The sequence below is a fragment of the Nocardia sp. NPDC051463 genome (genome assembly GCF_040681975.1).
In the GTDB taxonomy this organism is placed as follows: domain Bacteria; phylum Actinomycetota; class Actinomycetes; order Mycobacteriales; family Mycobacteriaceae; genus Nocardia.
Genome location: NZ_JBFBAB010000019.1, coordinates 94,728 through 119,741 on the forward strand (window position 1 = coordinate 94,728; position 25,014 = coordinate 119,741).

Genomic DNA, 25,014 nt, shown 5'->3' on the forward strand with positions numbered 1-25,014 from the left:
ATGAGTACCGACATCGCTTTTCCGGAATCCGGCACCCGCACCGAACCCACCACCCGCATCTCACTCGCCGTCTCGGGCATGAGCTGCGCGGCCTGCGCGACCCGGGTGGAACGCAAGCTCAACAAGGTGGCCGGCGTGACCGCCTCGGTGAACTACGCCACTGGCGTGGCGACGATCGATGCCACCGCCGATGTGACGCCCGAACGACTGTGCGCCGATGTCGAATCGGCGGGCTATGGCGCGGAACCTGTTGTCACACACACGGTCCGGATCGACTCTGCTCCCGAGGACGCCGCCGTCGCCGATCTGTTCCGCCGCCTGGTTGTCGCACTACTGCTGTTGTTCCCCCTTGCCGACCTGTCGGTGATGTTCGCGACCGTGCCCGCCACCCGGATCTCGGGCTGGCAGGTGATGCTGACAGTGCTGGCATTGCCGGTGGTGGTGTGGTCGGCGGCGCCGTTCCACCGGCGCGCCTTCCACGGCGCGAAAGGCCTTGCCGCGAGCATGGACACGCTGGTCTCGGTCGGGGTGATCACCGCGACACTGTGGTCATTGGACACCATGTTCCTGCATTCGGATCGTGCGCGGCCGGCACCGGACGGGGTGTGGGACGCGATCTGGTCCAGCGATTCCATCTACCTCGAGGTCGCCGCGGGCGTCACCGCCTTCGTCCTCGCCGGTCGATATTTCGAGGCGAAGGCCAAGCGGACGGCAGGCAGCGCGCTGCGGGCGCTGGCCGCGCTCGGCGCTCGCGAGGTGACCGTACTGACTCGTGGCGATCACGAAATGCGAGTGCCGATCGGCGAACTCGTCGAGGGCCAACGATTCGTCGTGCGCCCCGGCGAGACCATCGCGACCGACGGCCTCGTGGTGTCCGGCGGATCCAGCGTCGACGCGAGCGCGATGACCGGCGAATCCATCCCGGTGGACGTGACGCCCGGAATGGCCGTCATCGGCGGCACCACCGCATTGACGGGACGGCTGATCGTGGAAGCCGCTGCGGTGGGCGCGGATACGAAGTTGTCGGGGATGATCCGGCTGGTCGAGCAGGCCCAAACCGGCAAGGCACGCATGCAGCGGGTGGCCGACCGGGTGTCGTCGGTGTTCGTGCCCGTCGTTTTCGCGATTGCTGCCGGCACCTTCGTGGGTTGGCTGCTGACCGGTGCGGGCGCGGAGAAGGCAGCGGCAGCCGGACTCGCGGTGCTGGTCGTCGCGTGCCCGTGCGCGTTGGGGCTGGCGATTCCGACGGCATTGATGGTGGCGTCCGGACGCGGCGCCCAGCTCGGCATCTTCATCAAAGGTCACCAGGCATTGGAGGCCACGCGGGATGTCGACACCGTGGTGCTCGACAAGACCGGGACCGTCACCAACGGCGCGATGAGCGTTGTCGCAGTGACTGTGGTCGGCGCAGCGACCATGAACGGTTCGGCGTCGGTGGGCGGCGCGCTGTCCGTGGATTGCCCGACGACCCCGGACAGCCCGGGAACCGCGGACAACACGACGACCCGGGACAGCACGGCAACCACCGATGGCGCGGTGTCCGACAGCAACATGATCGTCGAATCCGACGTGCTGCGGCTGGCCGGTGCCGTCGAAGCGGCCTCGGAGCATGCCGTCGCCGCGGCCATCACCCGGTATGCACAGGAACTGCTCGGTGAACTGCCCACAGTCGAATCCTTCACGGCACTACCGGGATTGGGCGCCACTGGCCTCGTGGCAGGCGAGACCGTGACCGTCGGCCGACTGCGTCTGCTGAACGAACAGGGCGTCGAGGTTCCTCCCGCGTTGAATCGCGTCGTGCGGCAGCAGGAACGGGCAGGCCGCACAGTGGTGCTCGTCGTCGTCGACGGTGTCGCCCGCGCGGTCATCGCGGTGGCCGACACGGTGAAGGCGACGGCAGCCGACGCGGTCGCCCGGCTGCACCGACTCGGACTGCGCACCATGATGTTCACCGGCGACAACGCCTACGCGGCCCAATCGGTCGCCGACGAGATCGGCATTGATGAGGTTGTCGCCGAACTGCTTCCGGAAGGCAAGGTCGAGCTGATCGCCGGCCTACAGGAACAAGGCCACCGAGTCGTCATGGTCGGCGACGGCATCAACGACGGTGCCGCCCTTGCCACCGCCGACCTCGGTATGGCCATCGGCGCAGGCACCGACGTCGCCATCGCCGCCGCCGACGTCATCCTGGTCCGCGACGACCTCGGCGCCGTCGCCGACGCCATCGAACTGGCCCACGCCACCCTGCGCACCATCAAGGGCAACCTCGTCTGGGCCTTCGGCTACAACGTGATCGCCATTCCGATCGCCGCCCTCGGCTATCTCAACCCGCTGATCGCCGGCTCATCCATGGCATTCTCATCATTCTTCGTCGTCTCCAACAGCCTCCGTCTACGCCGAGCCAGCTTCCGGCGGTGAGCGCAGCTCGCGTCGGCCGGTCACCGAATGGACCTGAGCCTGCCGCCGCCGAAGCGTGGGAGGGCGGCGAGCACGATCTTCCTCAGCGGCGGGTGGCCGCCAGCTGCTCGAGCATGGCGTTGTACGCGGCGAGGTCGGTGTCGGCGTAGCTGTCGTCCTTGCGGTCGGTGCGCACGGCAGTGCGGCGGTCCTGGGCGACCCACTGGGACAGCAGCGCGCCGACTACAAGCAGGATCGGGACTTCGCCCGATACCCAGGCGATGGCGCCGCCTGCCCGTTGATCCGACAGGAGCTCGGTGTGCCACGGCAGGTCGAGTTGGTCGTAGAAGCGGGCGCCGATCACGGTGTTCATCGACATCACCGCGACGCCGAAGAAGGCGTGGAAGGGCATGATCGCGAACAGCATGCCGAGCCTGCCCAGGTGCGGCAGCCTGCGCGGGCCGGGGTCGATGCCGATGATGCCCCAGTAGAAGAGGTAGCCGATGATCAGGAAGTGCACGTTCATCAGCACGTGACCCCAGTGGTATCGGATCAGATTCTCGAACAGCGGCGTGAAATACAGACCGTAGAGCGAGACGACAAAGGCGGCGATCGCGGTGCTCGGGTGGGCGATGACAGCGGTCGGCCGGGAATGCAGAATCCGCAGCGCCCATTCGCGCACACCGGGTACCTCGTCTCGCCCAGCGGCAGGTACCGCGCGCAGCAGCAGTGTCACGGGGGCCCCGAGCACCAGCAGCACGGGCACGAACATGTTCAACGCCATGTGCGTGATCATGTGCACGCTGAACAGGGCGTAACCGTAGCTGCCGATACCCGACGACGTCGAAATCAGCAGGACCATACCGCCACTCACCCACGATGTCGCACGCCACCTCGACCAGCTGTCACCACGTCGGCGCAGCCGTAGTACCCCAGCCACATACAGGACGACACCGACGACGGCCGCAGTCCCGAGCACGATATCGAAGCGCCATACCGTCATCAGCCGCAGCGTATCGGGCCGATGCGCCAGGTCGAAGCCGATGAATACCTCCTGCGTGGAGAACATCCGATCGGCGAAGGCGGGGGCGGGCTGGACCGCCATCGTCACTATCGTCGTCAACGCGACCGCGGAAAGCGCTGCGACACAGTCGATCAGGAGCACCAGCCCGGCACGTGCGGTTTCCGAGGAAGCGCCGCGGCTCGACACCGCCGCGAGCCGCCGCACCGTCACCGCGACACCTATCGCCAGGACAACTGACACCATGGCAAGCCGCCCGTATCCGGATGCCGATACCGCTGACCAGGTCAACAGCACGGCAGCGAGTACCAACCCACTACCGACCGCCGCGACCAGACATAGCCGGGCGATCGTCACACAGCGCCGCACCGCGATCGCGACGTGAGATCCGTTGCGCCGCACCTGCGCCGCCACGCACCAGGCCAGGCCGGGCAGTATCGACACCGCGATCTGGAAGATAATCATCGCGCCGGTGGCATAGTCGTGGTCAGGTCCCTCCCCCGCGTTGCCGACCAGCACCGGTGGCAACACGGCGATGGCCGCCGACCCGGTCCACGCCGCCAACCCGATCCAGGACAATGTCACTCGGGTGGCGAGGGTCAAGACACCGGCGAATACCGCGACGACGATCCACGCCTTCGGTTTCTCGCTCGCATCGATCAGCGCACCGAGCGCGCCGAGTCGAAACACCGAAGCTGTCGACAAACCTGCCGCATTGCCCGCAGTGACCGGCACCAGCAACAACGCCGATACCAACCACACCGCGGCCGCCCGCTCGGCGACCCGGACGCCGGCGTACCCGTCGATATCGACCCGGCCGCGTGCCGTGACGGCGGTGCAGCAGACCGCGTAGACCAGGGATCCGAGCGTGACCGCGCCCGCGAGCGCGGCCACCACCCGAAGCACCACATACCCGAGCACATCCCCGATGCCTGGGTAGGCCGTGCCCGCTTCTCGATAGGGCATCTCGCCCGCGCCGAGAACCGATCCGACAACGAGTACCAGCGAAACGAGCGCCGCCGCGCACCAGAGGACATGGACTGTAGAGCGCTGCACCTGCATGTTGTCGTCCACCAATCCCTGTGAATGTCCTGCATGGGAAACCGGCCCTCGTCCAGCCGTCGGATGAACGCGTCCGGAAGTTCCCCGATCCCGCAGAAATCGGCGCGATAGGACGATCGTCACAGGTCGACGTCGGCGAATCGGGTCAAGTAGTCGCTCTCGGACTTCCCGCGCGTCGGACGATCGGGATGTGCTGATAGCCGCGCAGATTCACCAGCGAGCCGCGAATGTGGCCGTTGGCGCGAGTGACGTCGTCGTCGGTCCCCAGTTTCGTATCGCTACGAGCCCGCGCACATCACACGTGAGTTGGAGAAATCAAGGAAGGCTCGCACTCATTCCGCCGGAGATGGTCACGGCTTCGCCGTTGAAGTGGCGACCATGATCGGACACCAACAGCAGCACCGCCTCCGCGACTTCGGCGGGATCGATCAGGTCGCCGTTCGGCGGGCCGGAGTTGAACATCTTCATGGCGTCTTCGCGGGTCGGATTTTCGATGTCCGGCATCAGGTGTCGCCACATGGCGGGATTCTGGATCATGTCGGTGTTCACACCCGAGGGCAGTACCGCGTTGACGGTGATCCCGTACTCGACCACTTCCAGCGACAGCGATTTGACCAAACCGAGCACGGCCCATTTGGCCGCGGCGTAATGGCTCGCACCCTTGACACCCATCCGACCGGCAATGGACGAGGTCGCCACAATTCGGCCCCATCGGCGCTCGAGCATGTACGGCACCACGGCGCGGAAACTGTGGAAGACGCCGGTGAGGTTGACGTCGATCATGTCCTGCCAGGTCTGCTCGTCCATCTCCGCGACGGGCGATTCGGACGAGATGCCTGCGTTGGCGACGAGGATATCGATGCGCCCGAACTCGCCGATGGTCTGCTCGGCTACCGCGTTCATCTCGGGCCCGCTGCGCACGTCGGCCTTGATCGCCAGACAGCGGCGGCCTGCTTCGGTCACCAACGTGGCGGTCTCGGCGAGATCGGCATCCGAACTCAGCGGATAGGGCACGGTGGCGATGGGTCCGGCGATATCGCACACCACGATGTCGGCGCCTGCGGCGGCGAGCGCCACGGCATGGGCGCGACCTTGGCCGCGCGCTCCACCGGTGATCACAGCTACTTTTTCGTCGAGATTCCCCATAGTCCTACCCCCTCTCCGCGCATGACCCGGTAAGGCCCACCCATCGTCGCACGATCGAATCGGCCACCGGGCGCCAATAACGGAAAGCGCCCATTTCGGAGATCGAAAAGGCGCATAATCCGGACACAGGCTGGTCGGCGGTTGGGAAGGTGGCGACGGCCGTGAGTACTACTACTCGAATACAAGCTGTTCGACCGTATCCGCAGCGTGTGGGGCCGAAAGGGTCCTACCTCTGGAAAATGATCACCACCACCGATCCGAAGGTCCTCGGGGTCATGTATTTGACCACCGCGATGACCTTCTTCTTCATCGGCGGCTTGATCGCCCTGCTGATGCGCGGTGAGCTGGCGCGCCCGGGCCTACAGTTCCTCTCCCCGGAGCAGTTCAACCAGCTCTTCACCATGCACGGCACCATCATGCTGCTGTTCTATGCCACCCCGATCGTGTTCGGTTTCGCCAATGCCGTGCTGCCACTGCAGATCGGGGCGCCGGACGTCGCGTTTCCTCGGCTGAACGCGTTCAGCTACTGGCTGTATCTGTTCGGTGCGACCATGGCGACCTCGGGGTTCCTCACCCCGGGCGGCCCTGCCGATTTCGGGTGGACCGGCTACACCCCGCTGAGCACCTTCGAGCATGCGCCCGGCGTCGGTGCGGATCTGTGGATCATGGGTCTTGCCGTCTCGGGTCTGGGCACCATCCTCGGTGGCGTCAACATGATCACCACCGTCGTCTGCCTGCGCGCCCCCGGCATGACCATGTTCCGGATGCCGATCTTCACCTGGAACATTCTTGTCACCAGTGTGCTTGCGCTGCTAGCCTTTCCGATTCTGACCGCGGCGTTGATGGCGCTGGCGTTCGACCGGCACCTGGGCGGGCACATCTACGACACGGCCACCGGCGGAGTTCTCTTGTGGCAGCACCTGTTCTGGTTCTTCGGCCATCCCGAGGTGTACATTGTCGCGCTGCCGTTCTTCGGGATCGTCACCGAGATCTTCCCGGTGTTCAGCCGCAAACCACTGTTCGGATACAGCACGCTGGTGTACGCGACGCTGTCGATCGCCGCGCTGTCGATGGCGGTGTGGGCGCACCACATGTACGCGACCGGCGCCGTGCTGCTGCCCTTCTTCTCGATGATGACCTTCCTGATCGCGGTGCCGACCGGTGTGAAGTTCTTCAACTGGATCGGCACCATGTGGCGCGGTCAATTGACGTTCGAGTCACCGATGTTGTTCTCCGTCGGATTCCTCGTCACGTTCCTGTTCGGTGGGCTTTCCGGCGTCGTCCTGGCCTCTCCGCCGCTGGACTTCCATGTCACCGACTCGTACTTCGTGGTCGCGCACTTCCATTACGTGCTCTTCGGCACCATCGTGTTCGCGACCTTCGCGGGCATCTACTTCTGGTTCCCCAAGATGACCGGTCGGATGCTCGACGAGCGGCTGGCCAAGTGGCATTTCTGGACCACACTGATCGGTTTCCACGCCACGTTCCTGGTGCAGCACTGGCTGGGCGCCGAGGGCATGCCACGTCGTTATGCCGACTACCTGCCCAGCGACGGTTTCACCACGCTGAACACGATCTCCACGATCGGAGCGTTCATCCTCGGCGCGTCGATGCTGCCGTTCGTCTGGAACGTCTTCAAGAGCTTCCGCTACGGCGAAGTGGTCACGGTGGACGATCCTTGGGGCTACGGCAACTCCCTGGAGTGGGCGACGACCTGCCCGCCGCCGCGGCACAACTTCTACGAGCTGCCGCGTATCCGGTCGGAGCGTCCGGCGTTCGAGTTGCACTACCCGCACATGGTCGAGCGCATGCGCGCCGAGGCGTACAGCGGCTGGGGCTCCGGCAGGCAACATGCCACTGAGCTGCGCGAAGAGGCGCAAGCAACGGTCGCCACCGACAGTGACCCCGATTCGCAGCTCCCGCAAACCCGCGGGCCGGACACCTCCGCACCGTAGTCGACCACGCTCGCTAGGGTCGTGCCGTGACAGCACCCGACTCCTCCCGCATCTACGACGGGCGACCTGTCGCAGACCGTAGGGCCCAGCGACGGACGCAATTCTTGGCCGCGGGGCTCGAGCTGTTCGGTGCGAGCGGCTACCAGGACAGCTCGATCACCGCGCTGTGCCGGGCCGCGGGCCTGGCGCGCAGCCAGTTCTACGAGCACTTCCACAACCGAGAGGAGCTGCTGCTCGCTGTCTTCGACATGATCCAGGAGGAGGCGAGGCAGGCCGTCGCAGTGGCGGTGGACCTGACCGAACCCGGTGACGGCGTCGGCTGGGCGCAGGCCGCCGTGCGCGCCTATGCCGAATCGCTCGGGTGTGACCCCCGCCGGGCACGGATTTCACAAATCGAGATCGTCGGTGTCAGCGAACGGGTCGAACAGCACCGTCTCGACCAGCGCGAAGCGTGGATGACGTTCTTCGCCGATCAGTGCACACGGACTCTCGGACCGGACTTCGTCCCGCCGGGCGGGTACCGTGCGGCGGCGACCGGGTTCGTCGGCGCCCTGAACGCACTCGTGCACCAATGGAGCACCGGTGACTCGCGCCTCGACCTGGCGGCCGTCACCGAGGTGCTGACCCGATTCCTGACCAGCCTGACGAGCGTCAGCGAGTAGCCCGACCATTCGTCGTCGCCCGAATGTTCTCCCGGACCGCCGCCACATCCGGGTAACCGTTCACCGCCATCAGCAGATCCGCTTCCGCCAGGATCATCCGCAGCACGTGGACCAGACCGGGCACCCCGGCCACCGCAAGGCCATAGACGTACGGGCGCCCGACGCCGACCATGGTCGCGCCGAGCCCGAGCGCCTTGACCACGTCGGAGCCCGACCGCACCCCGGAGTCGAAAAGCACCGGCACCCGGTCGTCGCAGGCCGCCACCACGGCAGGCAGCGTCTCCAGCGCGCTGAGACCGCCATTCGCCTGCCGCCCACCATGATTCGAGCAGTAGATGCCGTCGACGCCGCCGTCGACGGCGCGGCGGGCGTCGTCGGGGTGTGAGATGCCCTTGAGTACGATCGGCAAATCGGTCAAGGACCGTAGCCACTCCAGATCCGACCAGGACAGCGGGTTACCGAAGGTTTGAATCCAATTCAGGATGATGGTTTGCGGGTCGTCGGACCCCACCATCCGCTGGAACACCGGGTCGGAGGTGTAGTTCTTCAGTACATGCCCGCGCAGCTGTGGGAAGTTACCCGTCGCGAGATCACGCGGTCGCCAGCCGGGAATCCAGGTGTCCAGGGTGACCGTGATGCCGCGGTATCCGGCCGCCTCGGCCCGGCTCACCAGGCTCGCGGCCAGGTCACGATTCTTGGGCGTGTAGAGCTGGAAGAAGCTGGGCGTCGCACCGGCGTGCGTGACGACCTCTTCCAGCGGGTCCTCCATCAAGGTGGAAAACACCGCGGGCACACCGGTTTTCGCGGCGGCCTCGGCAACCGCGATGTCGCCGTGCTTGTCACCGACCAGCCCGATCACGCCGACCGGGGCCATGAAGATCGGGCTCGGGAACGTTATTCCCCACGCGGTAACCGACAGATCGCGTTCGGTCGCACCGACCAACATCCGCGGTACCAGGCCCCAGTCCGCGAAGGCGTCCACATTGCGGCGCTGGGTCAGCTCGTCGCCCGCGCCACCCGCGATGTAGGAATGCAGCGACTCCGGCAGCGCCGCGGCGGCCTTGGCCTCGAGAGTGGCGTAGTCGGCGGGGAACTCGGGTGGATGCCCGCCCAGCGCGCCGAAATAGATCTCGTTCTGATAATCGGCGAACGCCATCGTTGCGCCTTTCCGTCGGTCGGCTGGACGATAGGAGGGCCGAGCCTCCCCCGCCGAATATTAGACGCTACTGTCCATCATCAAGGCGGAGTAGTCGCGATACATTCGACGACGGCGCAGCGAAGGAGACTGTGCGTTGCATCACAGTTTCCCAGGCCGACCGGCCACCCAAGGTGGTGTCCGGAACTGAAAACAGATTGTGAGTACTACACCGTGGATCCCGACTACCTCGACAGACACAGTGACCACGACTCCGTTCTGGTATGTCAGATCGCCAGCCTGCCGCTGCGTCGACTGATGCGCCATGCACTAGGTCTCTCCGAGGAGTCCATGGACCTACTCACCGCCGTCACCGACCGCCTACGCACCGCCGAAGGTGCGCTTGCGGACCCCGCGACCCTGGGCGAGTGGTAGTCCGACAGCATGATTTCGGCCCAGCCGCTCGGGCGGCGGCGCCGGGGACACCCACGGTCCGGATGATGACGAGGTGCACGACCGGCGTTCGGGCGGTGCTATCGCAGTACGTCAGAGGTCGATTCCCAAGCGGTGGGCCAGCTCTGGAGTGACCGGGTAGTCCTGCTCGTTGGGGAGCAGATCTTTGGCACGGTGCTCGTGGCCGTCCTGGAGGAGGCGGTGGATTTTACCGACCGTGGGGGTGAGGTCCTCGATCTGCACCGTCCAGTCGTCGACGTAGCGATCGACAATGTGGCGGCTGATCCCCACCTGGATGGCACGCGCATCCAATGTTGCGCCACGCAACGTCCTTTCCGGATCCCACTGCACGTGGACGAGCGCATGCCGAAGGCGCGCCCGCCACTCGTCGGAGCTGCGGTATACCCGCTTGTCCGCGTGGGTGAGCTCCGCCGCACCGAGCGCCTCTTCCCATCCGCTGCGCGTGATCCGCACAGCGAGCACCATTTCCTGACCGGGCTTACGGCCCCAGTTGCTCCTGGCCATCATCCACAAGAAAGACGGCTTGATCCATGTCATCCGCTCCCGCGAAAACGGTTCGACGAACCGGCCGTTCGCCACCGCGGGCTTGCCGATCCCCGGCTGGTATGCCTGGTACACGACGATGGTGTCGCGGTCGTAGTCGGCTCGAATCCCATAGCCCTTCATGCGATTCACAATGACGGCAGCTCGCGTCGACGGCAACCTATTTTTGGTCGACAACACCGAAACCGTGGGCACGTGTCGACCGGATCGTCGGACCGGCGGGGAGCATGCCGATAACGTGGCGGCATGACGGAAGAATCGGTACGCGGGTTCTACGATCAGCTTGCCGAGGGCTATCACCTGCTCTACCGGGACTGGTCCGAAGCGATAGACCGGCAGGGCGACGCGATCGACGGGCTGCTCCGGCGGGAACTCGACGACGGACCGGTGCGGATTCTCGATACCGCGTGTGGGATCGGGACCCAATCCCTGGGTTTGGCCGCGCTGGGCCATCGAGTCGTCGCCGTCGACCTCAGCCCGGTCGCCGCGGCCAGGGCGGCCCGCGAGGCATCGGATCGCCGCCTGGGGCTGCCTACCGCGGCAGCAGATATGCGGGCCTTGCCTTTTCGCACCGCAGACTTCGACGCTGTCGTCTGTGCGGACAATGCGCTACCTCATCTCCTGACCCCTGCCGACGTATGCGCCGCCTTCGGCGAGATGCGCCGCGTCCTGCGACCCGGCGGACTGTTGGTCGCCACGACCCGCGACTACGACACGCTCCGCGAAACCCACCCGCAGAGCACGCCACCACAGGCGATCACCACCGCCACCGGCCGAGCCATCAGCTTCCAACTCTGGCACTGGCACAGCGACGGAGAACACTACGACCTGGAGCTCTTCCAGCTGACCTCACGCCACGACGCATGGACGACCCACCTCGGCAACGCGACCTATTGGGCGCTCACCAGGCAGCAGCTCACCGAGTTCGCGGGCGCCGCGGGCTTCGAGCGTCCGCGCTGGCATTTCCCCGAGCACACCGGTTTCTTCCAACCCGCACTCACGGCACGAAATCCCTTGTAGCCCTGACGTTCACCCAGCGGAATACGACAGCGGTCACAACCCGCCGCCGTCCTCGTGAGGTGATGGTCGATGCGAAGGTTCCCCAACCCCGCTCAACCGTCCTGCTTCCGAGGGGCATTCGCTCGGCCCGACTCCGCTGGAGGTCGCGCGGCAGGTCGACCACGGTGAGTTCACCGACCTCGTCGATGCCGAAAGAGGGTCGGAAACCTGTACCGCGCCTATGCGGAACTCGACGGCGGTCCGGCGAGCGAACCGCTCGATGTGCTGTCGATTTTCGGCGAAATGGTTGCCTACAACGGTGGCAGGCTACCGACCCGATACGCGTGAGGGCCCAGGACATAGACTCCCGCACGTGGGGTACTTCCTGAGTCTGTACATAGTCGACCTGAATACGGTCGACGAAGTGGTCGGGTCGAAGGACGACGGCCACTTCGCGCGTATTTCAACCGAGTGCGCCGAGACCATGGCTCAGCTGGACGAGGACTACGCCGGGCAGATCGCCGATGGCGCGCCATCCGCGGCACAGGCAGTACGGACAGTGATCGACGGTGGCCCGTTCGAGCATCGGCATGCCAACGACTACCTCGACGTCTATGAGAGCATGTGTTCGGTTTTCGGTGCGGCACTCGACGACCTGTGGGGGCCGTTGCAGTTCGATTGGCCTGCCAAGGTCGATAAAGGCCTGGCGGCCTTGGGAATGCGGGTCAGCGTGCGGGCCTTCGCGGGAAACCGGTTGCCTGCCGCGCTACCGCATCCGACGCTGGCAGGCTGCGGCGAGTGGGCCGAGCAGGATTGCCTGGCCGCGCTCGACCGATGGGCCGCCACGCTCCCTGAGCAACGCGCCGCGCTGGAACCGGACGTGCTCGAGGGAATCGAAGACTGCGTGGCGTGGATGCGGGAGGTCAAGCGGTTCCCCGGCACCAGCATCGTGGGATTCTGGGGTTGAGGATCGGCCGATTCGCGCAGGGTGGGAATCATGAACGCAACCGATTTCGTCGGGACCTGGCAGCTGGTGTCCTACTTCGATATTGATGATGCGGCTGCGCGCAGCGAAGGACCGCTGGGGCAAGCGCCGCGCGGGCTGCTGATGTACGAGCCGCACGGGTGAATGTCGGTGAGCATGATGCGCACCGACGGTCTCGAACTGCACGGGTTCGTTGCCCTCTTCGAGGACCCCGGTGATCACTCCACTCACCTGCGCGGTCACCGGGATCATCAACTTCATCGCCTCGACGATCCCGATCTGCTCGCCTGCCGAAATCCCATCACCCACCGCGACGAACGGCTCGGCGCCGGGTTCCTGGCAGCGGTAGAACACTCCGACACTCGGCGCCCGAATCACCGGGTCGACCGGTGTGACCGCCTCGGCGCCAGCACTTTCCGATCCTTCGATCAGCATCGCCTCGAGGGTGCGCAGAAAATCGTGCTGCTCGTCCGCACGGTTCTGTTCCACTGTCGTCATCGCGGGAAGCCTTTCGACCAGATCAGTAGTTGCCGTTGAGGTTGGTGTTGATCACGTCGAACCACAGCTCGTCGGTCACCTCGGCGGTCACTCCGCCACCACTGCGACCCGCGTTGTCGACCAGGATGTCGATCCGACCGTAGCCGCCGACACTCACCTCGACGTACTCCCGCACCTGTGCGGGTCACCGACGTCGCGGACGGCGCCGTCGACCTCATTGCCCTCCTCTCGCAGGTCCTTGATCGCATCGGTCAGCCGATCCTGATCCCGAGCACAAATGAACACCGAGGTACCTTGTCCAGCAAAACTTTTGGCGATTTCCAGGCCAATACCACTCGTCGCTCCGGCGACCAGCGCGACGCGCCGACTTTCCGCCATGACTCCTCCATCGCTCGAATAGTCGAACTCGCCCGGTTTCTTCGACCTCCAGACTCGTCCGGGCTCCTATAGCTCTGGTCAACTCCGCCGCAGGGCACGCCCCTACTCGAGCAGGGCTGTCGCGGGATCGGTCACCGTGGCAGCAGAGATCCCGCCGCACCAGGAGCGAACATGACCACCGTCGCGGTCCCGACCGAGTTGTACGCCGAGGTTCAGTGGTTCTACGCCGATCAGATGCAGCGGCTCGATGACCGTGATATCCCCGGCTACGCCGAAACCTTCACCGAGGAAGCGGAATTCGAACACACGCCGGGCCGCCCTCCGGCCCGGACCAGGGCACGGATCGTGGCGGATCTCGTCGAGTTCCATCAGCGGTTCGAGACCGATCCGATGCAGCGCAGGCATTGGTGCAACTGACCATAGGACCGCCATCGTGCACAAAGGGCCCCGGGCAGTTACCTGGGGCCCTGGTCACGTCTACGCCCCATCGTCGATCTGCCACGCATTTCTCGCTATTTGATGCGCAAATCTGCTTGGAATGCTTTCATAGTGTGCACAAGAGATCACATCCAGGAATCGGGCACAGCCGTGGAGGACTCAGGAACGGCCGTCGCTCGCGAGCATCCCGGTCGCAAGAATTCCAGGCCGGGAACCGCTGGGCGAGTGCGTCTTCCGCACCTGCCCGGCTCCGTCGGTGCGGCGGTGCCGGTCGCCGCGCCGACGGACTCACGAAAGCGCACCGCGCCGTCACCATGTCCGCGGTCAGTACAGCTGGCGAATCTGCCCGATGAACCGGCCGGTCACGCGATCGGCCGGTCACGCGGCGGGCCTACCACGACGATCCACCTGATCACCGGCAGCGGCGAGTGCGCGCGGGCTGTTCGAGGATCGAGAAGAAGTTTCGTCGTTGTGCGCCGAAATCGACAGTGTGGTAAGCATTCTGGGCAAGCGAGCAGGCGCAGGCCCGCCACGCCGACGCGCGGAACCTGATCCGTCGACTTCAGAGGCGCCAGGGGCGTCGGCTACATTTCTTCGACACTGGTGAAAGTCGTGTCGTCCCAGCCGGTATGAACTTGCCAGGCCCGCACATAGTCCGCTGTGAAAATCGGGCCGGGCAGGGCGGGGATATCGAATGCCGCGACCATTGTCGACAGGTGTGCGGCCAGCACGGTGTGGTGGCGGTGCAGTTCGGCGGACACCTCGGCGACGCGATGGGATGACATCTGGTTGTGCTGGGTAAACCACATGCCATGCGCATATATGCGTTCCAGCGCGTAGGCGGCCGCCGCGGACACGACGAGCCGTTCGGCCACCGGATCGGCGACGGTCGCTGCCGCGGTGACCAGGGCCGTCGCCGCCAACCGTTCGGCGGTAGCGGTGGCCAGCTCGATGGCCGCAGAGTCGCGGCCCAGCGTGATGCCTGCCGATTCGTATGCGCCGCTGCGCAGGGCCGCCGCGATCGTTCGTTCTCGTTCGATGAGCATGTCCACATACCACGGCAGTTGCTGTGGCGTGGCAGGTAGTCGTAGCTCCGTGATATCCACGCCGGCTTTCCCTGCCGTAATCTGCATGATTTGGTTTTCGCCCTCGGCGGTGATGATTCCTTCCAGGAGGCCGATCCAGTCCTGGATGTGGTTGATGCGCAGCGTTGCCTGGGCCGCGGCGCGTTGGCGGCACATCATCAGCACCTGATGAGCGGTGTTGGATAGCAAGGGTTTTGCCAGCATCGACCACAGCCCTTGCCGTGTGTCGACTGAGGTGGCCGCCGCGTGCGCATCACGGATCTGCCGACCCAACGCACTGGTCGCGTACACCGAGGCGAGCCCCACCACCATGTCGCGTTGGACCGCATCCCGATCAGCCATCAGCACCCCCGCGCGGGGTCGACGCTGTCCGATGTAGTTGACCAACCCCGCCAGGGCTGCACGAGAGATGGCGACAGCGGCATTGGCCAGGTCAAGACGTCCGTTACCCAGCACGCTGATCGCGGCGTGGAAACGCCTGCGCTGCGGCAGCGCGCATTCGAACCGGCCATCGACGGTCATCCGGGCCCAGTCACCACCCAACAGCGCCTCGCGGGGCAGCCACACGCGATCGAACCGGATCATGCCATGGTCCATGGGCGCGAACCCTTTGTCCGGCAGGGGCACAACCTCCACACCGTCGGCCAGACCGGTCGAGGTGCGCAGCCTCAACAGAAACGGCAGCACCCCTTCATCGTGACCATCGACGACCAGGCGCGCGGTAACGACGACATTCTTCGGCACCGAGGGATCGGCGACATTGGGCATGAATTTCGCGGCCGCCACAGACGGTGTGGACAACCAGAACCCGTCGGCAGCGGCATCCCATGTTGCCGTTGTCAGCTGGTCTGCGCCGTTGGTGCCGCCGAGCTCGGTCAATAACAGCACCCCCATCGCGACACCGGTGTCCAGCTCGGCCGCGCATACCTGCTGGTAGTCCGACCCGTTTCCCAACGCGAGGATCGCGCCCACCGAGAGGTCGAAATGCCCGGTCAGCACTGGCAGCAACCGTGGCGCCGCAACCCCCGCCCACTCACACAACGCCCCCCGCAACTGCGCATCGCCGGCAATATCGCGCGCCGAGCCACCCAACTCGCTGATCACCGATCGCAATAGACCCGGCGCGATCCCGGCCTCCTGCGCGTATGTCAGCCCAGAGGGAGGGTCGTCGGAGAGCCCGACGACAACCTCCCGCACTCGAGCGTGCAGCGCACTGTGCGCGCCGAAGATCACTGGTCGCAACGCTTCGACAGTTCTACCGGTACCGACGTGTTCGAGCGGCGGTTCGACGGAAGAGCCGTCGATTGAAATATTTGTCGTTGCCATCTGGATTCCCTCAACTGCCGACATATCCATGTGCGGTCGATCGGTCTCAACGCTCACGCAAGCCGCTCAGCGGGTTGCTAATTGTGTTCCAGCACCTGGATACCGGCCACAAGTTACCCGCTGGCGCGCATCCGCGCACGACGATAAGGCCTGCTTATCGAGCTAGCGGAGGGGATGAAGCAAACTTGACAGGCAAGGTTGCCAAGGCGCGATGGAACGATCCCGGACGCATGCTTCGGCTCTCGTGGTCGAAGACATGTCCGCTTCTTCCGGAAGCTGGAAGAGAGAGTATCTTGAAGATCAAAGTATAAAATATTTGATAGGGAGTTACTTGAATGTCAAGTGACATCATGGCCAAGTTGGGAGCGGCCGTGCAGGGATATCAGGCGTCCGTCGATGACTACGACCGGGAGTTGGCCCGGCTGATGGGCGTGAACGAAACAGACCTTCGATGCCTGGAGATCCTGATCGGCGCCGAGGAGGCCGCGCCCAGCGGGCTGGCCACACAGCTGGGCCTGACCAGCGGCAGCGTGACCACAATGCTGGACCGACTGGAGAAGCTCGACTACCTGAGCCGTCACCCGCATCCCACCGACCGACGGAAGACCCTGGTCCGGATAACACCGAGGGCACTCGAGCGCGTCCACAGACTGATGGCGCCGTTCCTCGACGACTCTCGCCACATGGTGGAGCGCTACACCCGCGACCAGCTCGAGCTGATCACCGACTTCCTCGACGCCAGCCGCACCGTTCAGGATGACCACGTCCGACAGCTGCGAGCGATCACACAATAAACTTGACAATCAAGTGACTTGAGCATGAAGCTATCTTCACCGGCGAAACACGCCACCTAGAGACTTCAGGTATTCACGAAGGTTGCAATCATGCACGTAATCATCATCGGAGGCGGGACCGGCGGCATGTGCTTGGCACACGGCCTGCGCCAAGCCGACGTTTCCGTCGCAGTCTACGAACGCTACGGATCACGCAAGGACGGCCTTTACGGTTACCGCGTCGGTCTCGATGCCACCGGTGGCCGAGCACTCGAGCAGTGCCTGCCGCCCAAGCTGTACCAAACCTTTGTGGCCACCTGCGCCCGCGCGCCGCGCTTCTTCAACGTCCTGACCGAGAAGATGCGGTCGACCACCAGCATCCCGCTCGGCGAACTGGGCGATGGGGAGCGCTCGGTTTCACGCTCCACCCTGCGGCAGATCCTGTTCACCGGCATGGACGACGTCGTGTCCTATGCCAAGGTCTTCACCCACTACACCCAGCACGCAAGCGGCAAGATCACCGCCCACTTCGCCGACGGGACCAGCGCCGAAGGTGACGTTCTGGTCTCGGCCGAAGGCACCCGCTCGGCCATTCGGCAGCAGTACCTGCCGCACGCCGAGATCAAAGACACCGGCATCACCGCGCTCGCCACGAAAACGGCGCTGACCCCGGAAGTCCGGGCTCTGCTGTCCGAGGAGATCGAGCAGGGAATCAACCTCATCTTCGGCAAGGGCGGCATGATGGGCATGCTGCACGTGATGGAGTTCCCCTGGGACGAAAATGGTAAGCCCAAGAATGGTCGAGACGCGGACCTGCTCAACGTCTGGGATGGCTTGCAGCACGACAACACTCGCGACTATGTCAACCTGTCGGTGTGGAGCGCCGACAACCACTTCCCTGAGGGCATTACCGAATTGCGCGGCAGGCAACTCGTCGACAGCATCTTGGAATGCACGACCAACTGGGACCCCACATTGCGCCGGATATTCGAATTGTCCGACCCCGCCTCGGCATTCCCGCTGCGGATTTCCACCTCGGTCCCCATCGAGGCATGGGAACCGACCAACATCACCCTGCTCGGCGACGCCATCCACACCATGACCCCGGGCCAAGGCGTCGGTGCCAACACCGCACTGCGCGACGCCGCGCTGCTCAGTCGTCAGCTGATCGCAGCAGCACGAGGGGAGAAGGAATTGACAGCGGCAATCGGCGAATACGAAGCCGAAATGCGTCCGTATGGCTTCGCCCGCGTCGCTGACTCGCTCGACAACAACGGCACCAGCGGCGACGACCCACTCTACAGCCGCCGCAGTGGGCGATTCGCACTCTTCGCCGCCCGCACCTATTTCAGCCTGACCGGCAAGGTCCCCGCACTTCGTCGCAAGTTCCTGGCGGATCTGAGGGACTACCGCGACGAGTGATCGGCCGGACTACGCGGTGCGGCGGGCCACCCACCGGCCGCAGCCACGGGTAAACAGTCCCGTGTCCGGCGCCACCGGCTAGAGCTGTGGCGGCTGCGGTGTGGACGCTGCTGTCGCCGACATGGCTGTTTCCGGTGCGGTCCAACATCTGTGCGGGTGTGCGGCTATTCGCCGCGGCGCGGTGCCCGCGACCGTCGAATCGGCGATGGTCGCAGGCTCTGATCCGGCCTTTGCCGGATCGGAGCCTCCGCTGGACGGCGGATGGTGTCAGGCCATCTCCGGCACGCGCAGATGAGCGAAGCCGAGCTCGAACTCCGCGACCTCGAGTACGCTGGCGCCGGCCCTTTGGGCCGCCCCAGTCCTCATCCGATTCGCCTGTTCGCGGCTGTTGTCCAGCGCCTCGCGGTTTGCCCAGACCATCGCGCCTGTCGCGCGGTCGGTGGCCCGATCGACGAACATACTGGCACTGCAGAATCCGTCGATCATCTCGGCCTCGGGCAGCACGCCCATCTTGAAGGTGTCGATCAGCCGATCGATCTCACCCGGACCGGCCTGCAGCCACGTGCACCGAGTGCATGCGCTGTCATTGCTCAGTTGATCACGATGCATGACCGCGATTTCCCATTCCTGAACCAGATCGACCTGGCCGTTGAACGCCTGAGCCAAACCGGAACGCACTGCCTGGACCCGACCCCTACTGTCATGCATCGCAGCGTCGGATTCCCACGCCGAAGTGGCGATGCAGCGTCCTGATCCCCTGTCGACCAGCAACGACAGGCCCACCCACCCGTCGAGCTCCGACATAGTCGGCATCGCTTCATCGCGCAGGTATGCGATCCCGGCGTCGATCGAGGACGGCTCGGCCGCAATTGTGGTTGAACGTGCGTACACGGGTCACCTCCTACCCTGTCAGGGCGGCACCCCGGCGGCGCCACCGGACATACTCACCCTCCTCCACGGTGCGCACCAGCACAATGGCTCAGGTCGCGCAACTCGACATTCCAAGTCAGGACCAGCCGGTCTTGCGCACAGCGGCCCGGCGGCGAACCATTAGCTATGCGGCGGCTGCCTTCGCGGGCCGTGCGGTTCCACGCCCTCGGTGGACCACGAGGCATCGGCCCCGCGTCGATGCGGAGTAGTCACTCCACACGAGGAGGACTCGATGTTCATCCAAGTCATTCAAGGCAAAGCCGCCGACCCCGACCGATTACGCCGATGTATGGACAGGTGGACCGAAGAACTGCAACCGGGGGCCGTCGGCTATCTCGGAACAACGTGCGGACTGTGCAACGACGGGACATTCATCGCACTGGCACGGTTCGAATCCGAAGAGGCGGCACGACGCAACAGCGCGCGCCCCGAGCAAGGCGCCTGGTGGGCCGAGACCGAACAGTGCTTCGACGGACCCGTCACATTCATGGACTGCCCCGAGGTGACGCAGTGGCTGGGCGGCGGCTCCGATGAAGCCGGCTTCGTACAGGTCATGGAGGGCCACACCCGCGACGCGGGCCGAATGCACGAACTGCTGACGCAGTCCACCGATCGGGTACGCGAACTACGCCCGGAAATCCTCGGCGGCACCTTGGCGACTTTCGGCGGCGACGCATACGTCGAGGCGGTCTACTTCACCAGCGAAGACGAAGCCCGCGCAGCCGAAAAGCTCGAAATCCCCGACGACTTGAGGTCACTGTTGGAGGAGGAAAGCAAGCTCATGGGCGAGGTCGAATACTACGACCTACACCACCCGATGCTGGTCTCACCACCGAGGTAGCCCCCGACCTCAGCCCCACCGACCCTCGGGATCCCACTCTGCCTGCCCGCGAGCGAGCGCGGATCCCGAGAGTTCCGCAGTAGGCTGCCGGGCTCTATGCCTTGTCCCGGAAGACGATCTCATCGGCGACGACGGCCTACGAGTTCGGCGCGTTGGTCCACATCGGGGCCGCAGTAATATCGGCCGAATTTTGGGCGGATATGGCGTAGCACGCTGGCAAAGGCCGGTTTCATGTTCGCGCTGCGGACACCCGTGTAGCCGCGAACCAGTAAGCCCTTTCGGATTATGTTGCCGGATAGACCCTCCCGTCCAGGTTGACCTGCCGCACCCGCTCGGGAGGGTCTATCCGTGACATCGGCTTGCATGCGCGGACCAGCGTCGACGGACGAACCACAGATCCGGGATCGATCGGTCGATGCCGGAGTCGGTGTGTTCCGGCTCGTATCGGTGAATCCCGACGACACCTCCGGACCGATTCGGCCTCTGCGATAGGGCATGGTCGGACCGAGGTGGCTCGATCGCGTGGCGGGCCCGCGTCAGCCGATCTGTTCGGCCAGAGCGACAATGATGCCTGCGGGGCCGCGCAGGTAGCAGAGCCGGAAGTTGTTCTCGTACTGCGCCACCCCGCCGAGGAGCTCGGCGCCGTGGGCGCGCAGGCGGGCGATGGTGTCGTCGATGTCGTCGACGGCGAACATGACGCGATGCAGGCCCAGTGTGTTGGGCGGCGAGTTCTCCGGCGCGGCGCCGGACACCACGGGGGCGTAGTACTTGGTCAGCTCCAGCTTGCTGTGACCGTCCGGGGTCCGCATCATCGCGATGTCGCACCGGACGCCATCGAGTCCGACTGTGTGATCCGCCCAATGACCCTCGATCTGCGCCTTGCCCTCGACCTCCATGCCGAGCTCGGTGAAAAACGCGACAGCCGCGTCCAGGTCATCGACGACAATCGCGACGTTGTCCATCCGCTGAATGGTCATGTTTTGAGTTCTCCTTGGTGCGGAACGGCCCATTATGGCCATGTTTACTCCCTCACCGCACACCGGATCGCAATGTCTCATTACGACGACATCGGACTGCTCGAGCCCGCCTGTGTGGGCACCAACGGCTACCGCTACTACGAGCAGGAGCAACTGCTGCGCTTACAGCAGATCCTCGTCCTGCGCGAACTCGGCCTGAGCCTGGCCGAGGCCGCGCAGGCGGTCGATTCCGAGTCGGACACGCTTGCCGCCCTCGAACGGCAGCACATCCGCCTACTCGGTGAGCGCAACCGCCTGGCGGGTATGGCCGACACCGTGGCGCGCACCACCGGCAATACCAGGGCATATGCCGCTTCTGGACCCTGAACCGGGACGCGGACAAATGCGTGGGGCAACTGTATGTGGACGACGAGCGGTTCAAGGCGAACTACGAGAAGATCGCCGAGGGCCTGGCCGAATATCAGCGGGACGCGATGGTCGTCTACGCGGACGAGCGGCTCGGCGAGTAGTCCTCCGCCCGAAAGCCCCGGGGGCCGGTTGCGAGTGCGAACGGGACCGAGTGTCGCACCGATGTCGTCGCGCTACATGCCGACGCAGTCGATGATCGGGGCGGGATAGTCTGCGGGATCGATGTTTTCGCGCCATGGGGTGTGGATGGTGGCAGCGGGCAGGTGGGCGAGTTCGGGGATCCAGCGGCGGACATATGCGCCGTCGGGGTCGTAGCGTCCGGCTTGGCGTAGCGGGTTGAGCACGCGGTTGGGGCGAGTATCGGTGCCGGTGCCCGCGGCCCACTGCCAGTTGAGCTGGTTGTTAGCCAAGTCTGCGTCGACCAGCCAGTACAGGAAGTGGTCTGCGCCGATACGCCAGTCCACGCGGAGGGATTTGGACAAGAAGCTAGCAGTGATCAGTCGGGCGCGACCCGGCATCCAGCCCTCTGCGCGCAGTTGACGCATCGCCGCATCGATCACGGGGTAGCCGGTACGGCCCTCGCGCCATGCGTCGACGGCCTCGGGATCGTCGCGCCACTCGATCCGGCGGGGGCGGTAGTCCGAGCGGGCGGCGTCAGGGCGGGCGGCCAGCAGTTGATGGTGGAAGTCGCGCCATGCCAGCTGCCGGGCGAAGGCGTGGCCGCCCTCGGTCGACATGTCGACCCGGTGCACCACCTCCACCGGGGACACACAGCCGAAGTGCAGATACGGCGACAGCCGCGAGGTGGCGTCGGCGGCGAGGTCGTCGTTGCTGCGCTCGTAACCACCGATCGGGCCGGAAAGCCAGTCCCGCATGATCTTTCGGCCCGTGGTTTCGCCACCGACAGACAGCTGGGGCGAGGTTGCCCCGAAGCAGATATCGTCGGGCTCCGGCAATGGCAGCCCGGCTACCTTGGGCAGCGACAGTTCGCGCGGTCTACCGAGCGGCTCACGTCGGTGAGCCTGCGCCCATCGCCGGAAATACGGTGTGAACACCGCAAAGTGATCACGTCCTGTCGATGGGAACAACTCTTCCGGATCTGCGGCGGTGATCGAGACGGCATGCGTGTGCAGCAGACAGCTGCGCCGCTCCAACCGCACCCGCAGCGCGTCTTCGCGCCTGCGGCTGTATCCGCTCACATCAGCGGCGATGTGCACGCTGTCGGCGTGCACCTGCGCGACCACTCGGTCGACCTCGGTGACGACATCACCGCGGCGCACGACCAAACGTCCTCCGATGGCGCGCAATTCGGCATCGAGCTCGCCGAGCGCGGCGGCCAGAAACCGGGCCCGGTTCGGCGAGGAAAAGCGCCCGGACACGATCTTCTCGTCGACGACGAACAGCGGCACCACCGCGGCGCCCTCGCGATACGCCGCGGTCAGCACGGGATTGTCACGCACCCGCAGGTCGCGGGTGAACAGTGCGATCGTGACGGTCATCGCGTCACCGCGCACAAGGGTGCGATATCGGTCCGACCACCTGTCGTCGGCGAGGTCAGATACAGACAGGAATTCTGGCCCACGGCGTCGATCGCATGTCGAACCTGTTGCCATTGAGCGGTATCCAGTACCCGGTCGCGAGCGAGGACGAAGCCGGAGATTCGGCTCGGATCGGTAACCAGCGCCCACGAGTACGCCTCACCCAACGCGGTGACGATGTAGTTGGTCGGACCTTCCAGCCCATCCTGGGTGGGCACCCCGGGAAAGCTGACGTGCAGTTGCGCGCTGGTAGTCCGATCATTGACCGTTGCGGTGCCGGTGATTTCGTTGAGCGAATTCACCCACGTGGTGCACCTGTTGTGCACGGAGACATTGCCCTGCGGGTCGAGTGCGTAGGTGGCCTGCGTATCGCGGGCGCAGAGAAGGTTGAAGTACTGCGGCACCGCGGCCAGTTGATTCCAGGTGCCGAGATACCGGTCGAGATCGAGATATGGAACCGGCGCGGGGGCCCCGACCGGCGATGCCACCGGGTCGGCGACCGCGGTTCCCGCGGCGATAGCGGTGGCGACGAGCACCGAAGCCACTACGGCGGCGAGGCCACCGGGATGCCGGTGGGTTCGAATTGGGGTCATGGCAGCTCCTCGAAATCGACAGCTTCCACCATCCTAGCTCATAACGATGCATAATTGATGCATATCAGGTGCTCGAAGGAGGATCTATGACGTCGATGTGGCTGCCGCGTGCGATGGGCGTGGCTACGGCGGCATACGGACTCGCGGTGACCGCGCGTCCGGCGATCTTGCTCGAGCCGTGCGGCTGGAGTCCGGACGACCGTGCCGTACGAGCCGTCGCACGGATGGCGGGCCTGCGCGATGCCGCCTCGGGCCTTGCGCTCGCCGCGGCGCCGGGACCAGGCGCGATGCGGCTCGCGATCACCGTGCGGGTGTGTTCGGACCTGGCCGACGCCGTGGTGCTCGGCACCGCTGTGCGCGGGCAGAGGCAGCGGGCGAAGGCCATCGCGGTGACGGCGGGCTGGGGTCTACTCTGTGCCGCGACGGCGGCTGCCACCGTACGACGATGAACGCCGCGCCGGGCGGTCGCGGGCGGAATCGATGCGCAGGCGCCCTGCCATGACGAAACGCGGGAACGGAACCAGGCAGAATGGTGCGATGCCCGCCGGTACCATTTCCGCCTCCGACGCGGCCGGATACACGGTGCGTGCCGTCGCCGACCGCCTCGGCATCCCGACGGCCACCCTGCGAAGCTGGAATCGTCGCTACAACATCGGGCCGCCGCAGCAGCGACCTGGCAAGCACCGCCTCTACACCGAGGCCGACATCGAGGTACTCGGCCGCATGCTGGCCCTCATCAGAGCCGGCGCGACGCCCGCGGGCGCGGCGGCGGTGGTGCGTGGCGCCGCACCGACGCTCGGAGATCGCGCAGCACTGTTGATCGCGGCCTTCGCGCTCGACGCGACGACGGTGTGCGACCGGCTCGCCGCCCACGTCCGCACCTTCGGAGTGGTGGACACGTGGGATCAGTTGTGCCGCCCGACTTTTGCCGACATCGTCGCGCGCCAGCACGCCGGCGAGGGCTGCATCGACGTCGAACACCTGTTGTCGTGGTGCATCACCTCGGTATTGCACCGCACCAACCCGCCACCCGAAGGGCCGACTTCGAGACCGGTCGTACTGGCCTGCACCAGCGGTGAGACGCATACGCTGCCGCTCGAGGTCCTGCGCGCGACCCTTGCCGAGCGCGGTGTCGGAGCCTGGATGCTCGGCGCCGATGTCCCGACCACCGCGCTCACCGACGCTCTTGCCAGGCATGACCGCTCCGCGTGCGCAGTGCTGTGGTCACAGCAGGAATCGACCGCGCTGACCTCAGCGGTGCGCGCATGCGTCGCCGCGGGAGCCGGAGTGTTCGTCGGCGGCCCCGGCTGGGACGCGGTCGTCCTGCCCGACTCGGTCATCCGGGTCGACAGTCTCACCGATGCCGCCGACCGCCTGAGCTGATTCGCCCGCCCTCGCGAACGCGTACGACCCGAGCGCGCCGTGCCC

24 protein-coding genes and 2 pseudogenes are annotated in these 25,014 nt (G+C 65.5%); 15 read left to right on the forward strand and 11 right to left on the reverse strand.

The window, feature by feature from the left end; genetic code table 11:
- Positions 1-2,418 carry a heavy metal translocating P-type ATPase gene (locus AB0M74_RS23495; protein ID WP_366528421.1) on the forward strand — a complete coding sequence of 806 codons (2,418 nt, stop codon included), beginning with the start codon at positions 1-3 and terminating at the stop codon, positions 2,416-2,418.
- An 82-nt stretch (positions 2,419-2,500) separates the two neighbouring features.
- Here AB0M74_RS23495 and AB0M74_RS23500 read toward each other — a convergent pair whose 3' ends face one another.
- Together AB0M74_RS23500 and AB0M74_RS23505 are read right to left on the reverse strand one after the other, a co-directional pair.
- Complete coding sequence (locus AB0M74_RS23500) at positions 2,501-4,492, reverse strand: cytochrome c oxidase assembly protein (RefSeq protein ID WP_366528422.1); 1,992 nt, start codon at positions 4,490-4,492, stop codon at positions 2,501-2,503.
- Between the two features lie 303 nt (positions 4,493-4,795).
- The gene (locus AB0M74_RS23505) at positions 4,796-5,626 is read right to left on the reverse strand and encodes a mycofactocin-coupled SDR family oxidoreductase (RefSeq protein ID WP_366528423.1); all 831 of its coding nucleotides are present in this window, start codon (positions 5,624-5,626) and stop codon (positions 4,796-4,798) included.
- 239 nt (positions 5,627-5,865) lie between these two features.
- Between AB0M74_RS23505 and ctaD the strand changes: the two genes are divergently transcribed.
- Together ctaD and AB0M74_RS23515 are read left to right on the forward strand one after the other, a co-directional pair.
- Positions 5,866-7,581 carry a cytochrome c oxidase subunit I gene (gene ctaD / locus AB0M74_RS23510; RefSeq protein WP_366528424.1) on the forward strand — a complete coding sequence of 572 codons (1,716 nt, stop codon included), beginning with the start codon at positions 5,866-5,868 and terminating at the stop codon, positions 7,579-7,581.
- A 26-nt stretch (positions 7,582-7,607) separates the two neighbouring features.
- Positions 7,608-8,243: a TetR/AcrR family transcriptional regulator gene (locus AB0M74_RS23515; protein WP_366528425.1), complete on the forward strand. Its 636-nt coding sequence runs from the start codon at positions 7,608-7,610 to the stop codon at positions 8,241-8,243.
- On the opposite strand, the gene AB0M74_RS23520 is transcribed toward AB0M74_RS23515, so the two are convergent.
- Positions 8,233-9,399 (reverse strand): alpha-hydroxy-acid oxidizing protein, encoded by a 1,167-nt coding sequence (locus AB0M74_RS23520; protein ID WP_366528426.1) that lies wholly within the window; start codon positions 9,397-9,399, stop codon positions 8,233-8,235. The genes AB0M74_RS23515 and AB0M74_RS23520 overlap by 11 nt on opposite strands.
- A 213-nt stretch (positions 9,400-9,612) precedes the next feature.
- Between AB0M74_RS23520 and AB0M74_RS23525 the strand changes: the two genes are divergently transcribed.
- Complete coding sequence (locus AB0M74_RS23525) at positions 9,613-9,813, forward strand: hypothetical protein (RefSeq protein ID WP_366528427.1); 201 nt, start codon at positions 9,613-9,615, stop codon at positions 9,811-9,813.
- 111 nt (positions 9,814-9,924) lie between these two features.
- Here the strand turns inward: AB0M74_RS23525 and AB0M74_RS23530 are convergent, their stop codons facing one another.
- A complete protein-coding gene (locus AB0M74_RS23530; RefSeq protein ID WP_366528428.1) occupies positions 9,925-10,518 on the reverse strand; it encodes a DUF4291 domain-containing protein in 594 nt (197 codons plus the stop codon).
- Positions 10,519-10,641: 123 nt separating this feature from the next.
- Here AB0M74_RS23530 and AB0M74_RS23535 point away from each other — a divergent pair, with 123 nt between their 5' ends.
- The 3 genes from AB0M74_RS23535 (at position 10,642) to AB0M74_RS23545 (ending at position 12,523) form a co-directional block, all read left to right on the forward strand.
- A complete protein-coding gene (locus tag AB0M74_RS23535) occupies positions 10,642-11,415 on the forward strand; it encodes a class I SAM-dependent methyltransferase (RefSeq protein WP_366528429.1) in 774 nt (257 codons plus the stop codon).
- Between the two features lie 352 nt (positions 11,416-11,767).
- A complete protein-coding gene (locus AB0M74_RS23540; RefSeq protein WP_366528430.1) occupies positions 11,768-12,361 on the forward strand; it encodes a hypothetical protein in 594 nt (197 codons plus the stop codon).
- Between the two features lie 30 nt (positions 12,362-12,391).
- Positions 12,392-12,523, forward strand: coding sequence for a lipocalin-like domain-containing protein (locus AB0M74_RS23545; RefSeq protein WP_366528431.1), 132 nt, complete (start codon positions 12,392-12,394; stop codon positions 12,521-12,523).
- 90 nt (positions 12,524-12,613) lie between these two features.
- Here the strand turns inward: AB0M74_RS23545 and AB0M74_RS23550 are convergent.
- Positions 12,614-12,877: pseudogene (locus tag AB0M74_RS23550) on the reverse strand (biotin/lipoyl-containing protein); the annotation flags it as partial.
- A gap of 22 nt (positions 12,878-12,899) precedes the next feature.
- Positions 12,900-13,255: pseudogene (locus AB0M74_RS23555) on the reverse strand (SDR family NAD(P)-dependent oxidoreductase).
- Between the two features lie 171 nt (positions 13,256-13,426).
- Here AB0M74_RS23555 and AB0M74_RS23560 point away from each other — a divergent pair.
- Positions 13,427-13,672: a nuclear transport factor 2 family protein gene (locus AB0M74_RS23560; protein ID WP_366528432.1), complete on the forward strand. Its 246-nt coding sequence runs from the start codon at positions 13,427-13,429 to the stop codon at positions 13,670-13,672.
- A 605-nt stretch (positions 13,673-14,277) separates the two neighbouring features.
- Here AB0M74_RS23560 and AB0M74_RS23565 read toward each other — a convergent pair.
- Positions 14,278-16,104, reverse strand: coding sequence for a hypothetical protein (locus AB0M74_RS23565; protein WP_366528433.1), 1,827 nt, complete (start codon positions 16,102-16,104; stop codon positions 14,278-14,280).
- Positions 16,105-16,439: 335 nt separating this feature from the next.
- On the opposite strand from AB0M74_RS23565, the gene AB0M74_RS23570 reads away from it, so the two are divergent.
- Complete coding sequence (locus AB0M74_RS23570; RefSeq protein WP_366528434.1) at positions 16,440-16,898, forward strand: MarR family transcriptional regulator; 459 nt, start codon at positions 16,440-16,442, stop codon at positions 16,896-16,898.
- Between the two features lie 90 nt (positions 16,899-16,988).
- Positions 16,989-18,299 (forward strand): FAD-dependent monooxygenase, encoded by a 1,311-nt coding sequence (locus AB0M74_RS23575; protein ID WP_366528435.1) that lies wholly within the window; start codon positions 16,989-16,991, stop codon positions 18,297-18,299.
- A 267-nt stretch (positions 18,300-18,566) separates the two neighbouring features.
- Here the strand turns inward: AB0M74_RS23575 and AB0M74_RS23580 are convergent, their stop codons facing one another.
- The gene (locus AB0M74_RS23580; RefSeq protein ID WP_366528436.1) at positions 18,567-19,190 is read right to left on the reverse strand and encodes a hypothetical protein; all 624 of its coding nucleotides are present in this window, start codon (positions 19,188-19,190) and stop codon (positions 18,567-18,569) included.
- A 271-nt stretch (positions 19,191-19,461) separates the two neighbouring features.
- Between AB0M74_RS23580 and AB0M74_RS23585 the strand changes: the two genes are divergently transcribed.
- Positions 19,462-20,070, forward strand: coding sequence for a hypothetical protein (locus tag AB0M74_RS23585; protein WP_366528437.1), 609 nt, complete (start codon positions 19,462-19,464; stop codon positions 20,068-20,070).
- Positions 20,071-20,606: 536 nt separating this feature from the next.
- Here the strand turns inward: AB0M74_RS23585 and AB0M74_RS23590 are convergent.
- Positions 20,607-21,047, reverse strand: a complete 441-nt coding sequence (locus AB0M74_RS23590) for a VOC family protein (protein WP_366528438.1) — start codon at positions 21,045-21,047, stop codon at positions 20,607-20,609.
- Positions 21,048-21,119: 72 nt separating this feature from the next.
- Between AB0M74_RS23590 and AB0M74_RS23595 the strand changes: the two genes are divergently transcribed.
- Positions 21,120-21,413, forward strand: a complete 294-nt coding sequence (locus AB0M74_RS23595; protein WP_366528439.1) for a MerR family transcriptional regulator — start codon at positions 21,120-21,122, stop codon at positions 21,411-21,413.
- Positions 21,414-21,433: 20 nt separating this feature from the next.
- Entirely contained in the window at positions 21,434-21,556 is a 123-nt protein-coding gene (locus tag AB0M74_RS23600; protein ID WP_366528440.1) for a TipAS antibiotic-recognition domain-containing protein, read from the forward strand.
- Positions 21,557-21,628: 72 nt separating this feature from the next.
- Here the strand turns inward: AB0M74_RS23600 and AB0M74_RS23605 are convergent, their stop codons facing one another.
- Positions 21,629-22,954: a deoxyribodipyrimidine photo-lyase gene (locus tag AB0M74_RS23605; protein ID WP_366528441.1), complete on the reverse strand. Its 1,326-nt coding sequence runs from the start codon at positions 22,952-22,954 to the stop codon at positions 21,629-21,631.
- Entirely contained in the window at positions 22,951-23,586 is a 636-nt protein-coding gene (locus AB0M74_RS23610; RefSeq protein WP_366528442.1) for a lipocalin family protein, read from the reverse strand. Before AB0M74_RS23610 ends, AB0M74_RS23605 begins: the two co-directional genes overlap by 4 nt.
- 86 nt (positions 23,587-23,672) lie before the next feature.
- Here AB0M74_RS23610 and AB0M74_RS23615 point away from each other — a divergent pair, with 86 nt between their 5' ends.
- Entirely contained in the window at positions 23,673-24,035 is a 363-nt protein-coding gene (locus AB0M74_RS23615; protein ID WP_366528443.1) for a hypothetical protein, read from the forward strand.
- 88 nt (positions 24,036-24,123) lie between these two features.
- A complete protein-coding gene (locus tag AB0M74_RS23620; protein ID WP_366528444.1) occupies positions 24,124-24,969 on the forward strand; it encodes a MerR family transcriptional regulator in 846 nt (281 codons plus the stop codon).
- Positions 24,970-25,014 lie beyond the last annotated feature (45 nt).

Coding starts and splice junctions, on each gene's coding strand:
- AB0M74_RS23615 (WP_366528443.1), top strand. CDS start 23,673: ATGACGTCGATGTGGCTGCCGCGTGCGATGGGCGTGGCTACGGCGGCA.
- AB0M74_RS23560 (WP_366528432.1), top strand. CDS start 13,427: ATGACCACCGTCGCGGTCCCGACCGAGTTGTACGCCGAGGTTCAGTGG.
- AB0M74_RS23575 (WP_366528435.1), top strand. CDS start 16,989: ATGCACGTAATCATCATCGGAGGCGGGACCGGCGGCATGTGCTTGGCA.
- AB0M74_RS23610 (WP_366528442.1), bottom strand. CDS start 23,586: ATGACCCCAATTCGAACCCACCGGCATCCCGGTGGCCTCGCCGCCGTA.
- AB0M74_RS23565 (WP_366528433.1), bottom strand. CDS start 16,104: ATGGCAACGACAAATATTTCAATCGACGGCTCTTCCGTCGAACCGCCG.
- AB0M74_RS23590 (WP_366528438.1), bottom strand. CDS start 21,047: ATGACCATTCAGCGGATGGACAACGTCGCGATTGTCGTCGATGACCTG.
- AB0M74_RS23595 (WP_366528439.1), top strand. CDS start 21,120: ATGTCTCATTACGACGACATCGGACTGCTCGAGCCCGCCTGTGTGGGC.
- AB0M74_RS23585 (WP_366528437.1), top strand. CDS start 19,462: ATGTTCATCCAAGTCATTCAAGGCAAAGCCGCCGACCCCGACCGATTA.
- AB0M74_RS23495 (WP_366528421.1), top strand. CDS start 1: ATGAGTACCGACATCGCTTTTCCGGAATCCGGCACCCGCACCGAACCC.
- AB0M74_RS23545 (WP_366528431.1), top strand. CDS start 12,392: ATGAACGCAACCGATTTCGTCGGGACCTGGCAGCTGGTGTCCTACTTC.
- AB0M74_RS23620 (WP_366528444.1), top strand. CDS start 24,124: ATGCCCGCCGGTACCATTTCCGCCTCCGACGCGGCCGGATACACGGTG.
- AB0M74_RS23605 (WP_366528441.1), bottom strand. CDS start 22,954: ATGACCGTCACGATCGCACTGTTCACCCGCGACCTGCGGGTGCGTGAC.
- AB0M74_RS23570 (WP_366528434.1), top strand. CDS start 16,440: ATGTCAAGTGACATCATGGCCAAGTTGGGAGCGGCCGTGCAGGGATAT.
- ctaD (WP_366528424.1), top strand. CDS start 5,866: ATGATCACCACCACCGATCCGAAGGTCCTCGGGGTCATGTATTTGACC.
- AB0M74_RS23505 (WP_366528423.1), bottom strand. CDS start 5,626: ATGGGGAATCTCGACGAAAAAGTAGCTGTGATCACCGGTGGAGCGCGC.
- AB0M74_RS23530 (WP_366528428.1), bottom strand. CDS start 10,518: ATGAAGGGCTATGGGATTCGAGCCGACTACGACCGCGACACCATCGTC.
- AB0M74_RS23520 (WP_366528426.1), bottom strand. CDS start 9,399: ATGGCGTTCGCCGATTATCAGAACGAGATCTATTTCGGCGCGCTGGGC.
- AB0M74_RS23535 (WP_366528429.1), top strand. CDS start 10,642: ATGACGGAAGAATCGGTACGCGGGTTCTACGATCAGCTTGCCGAGGGC.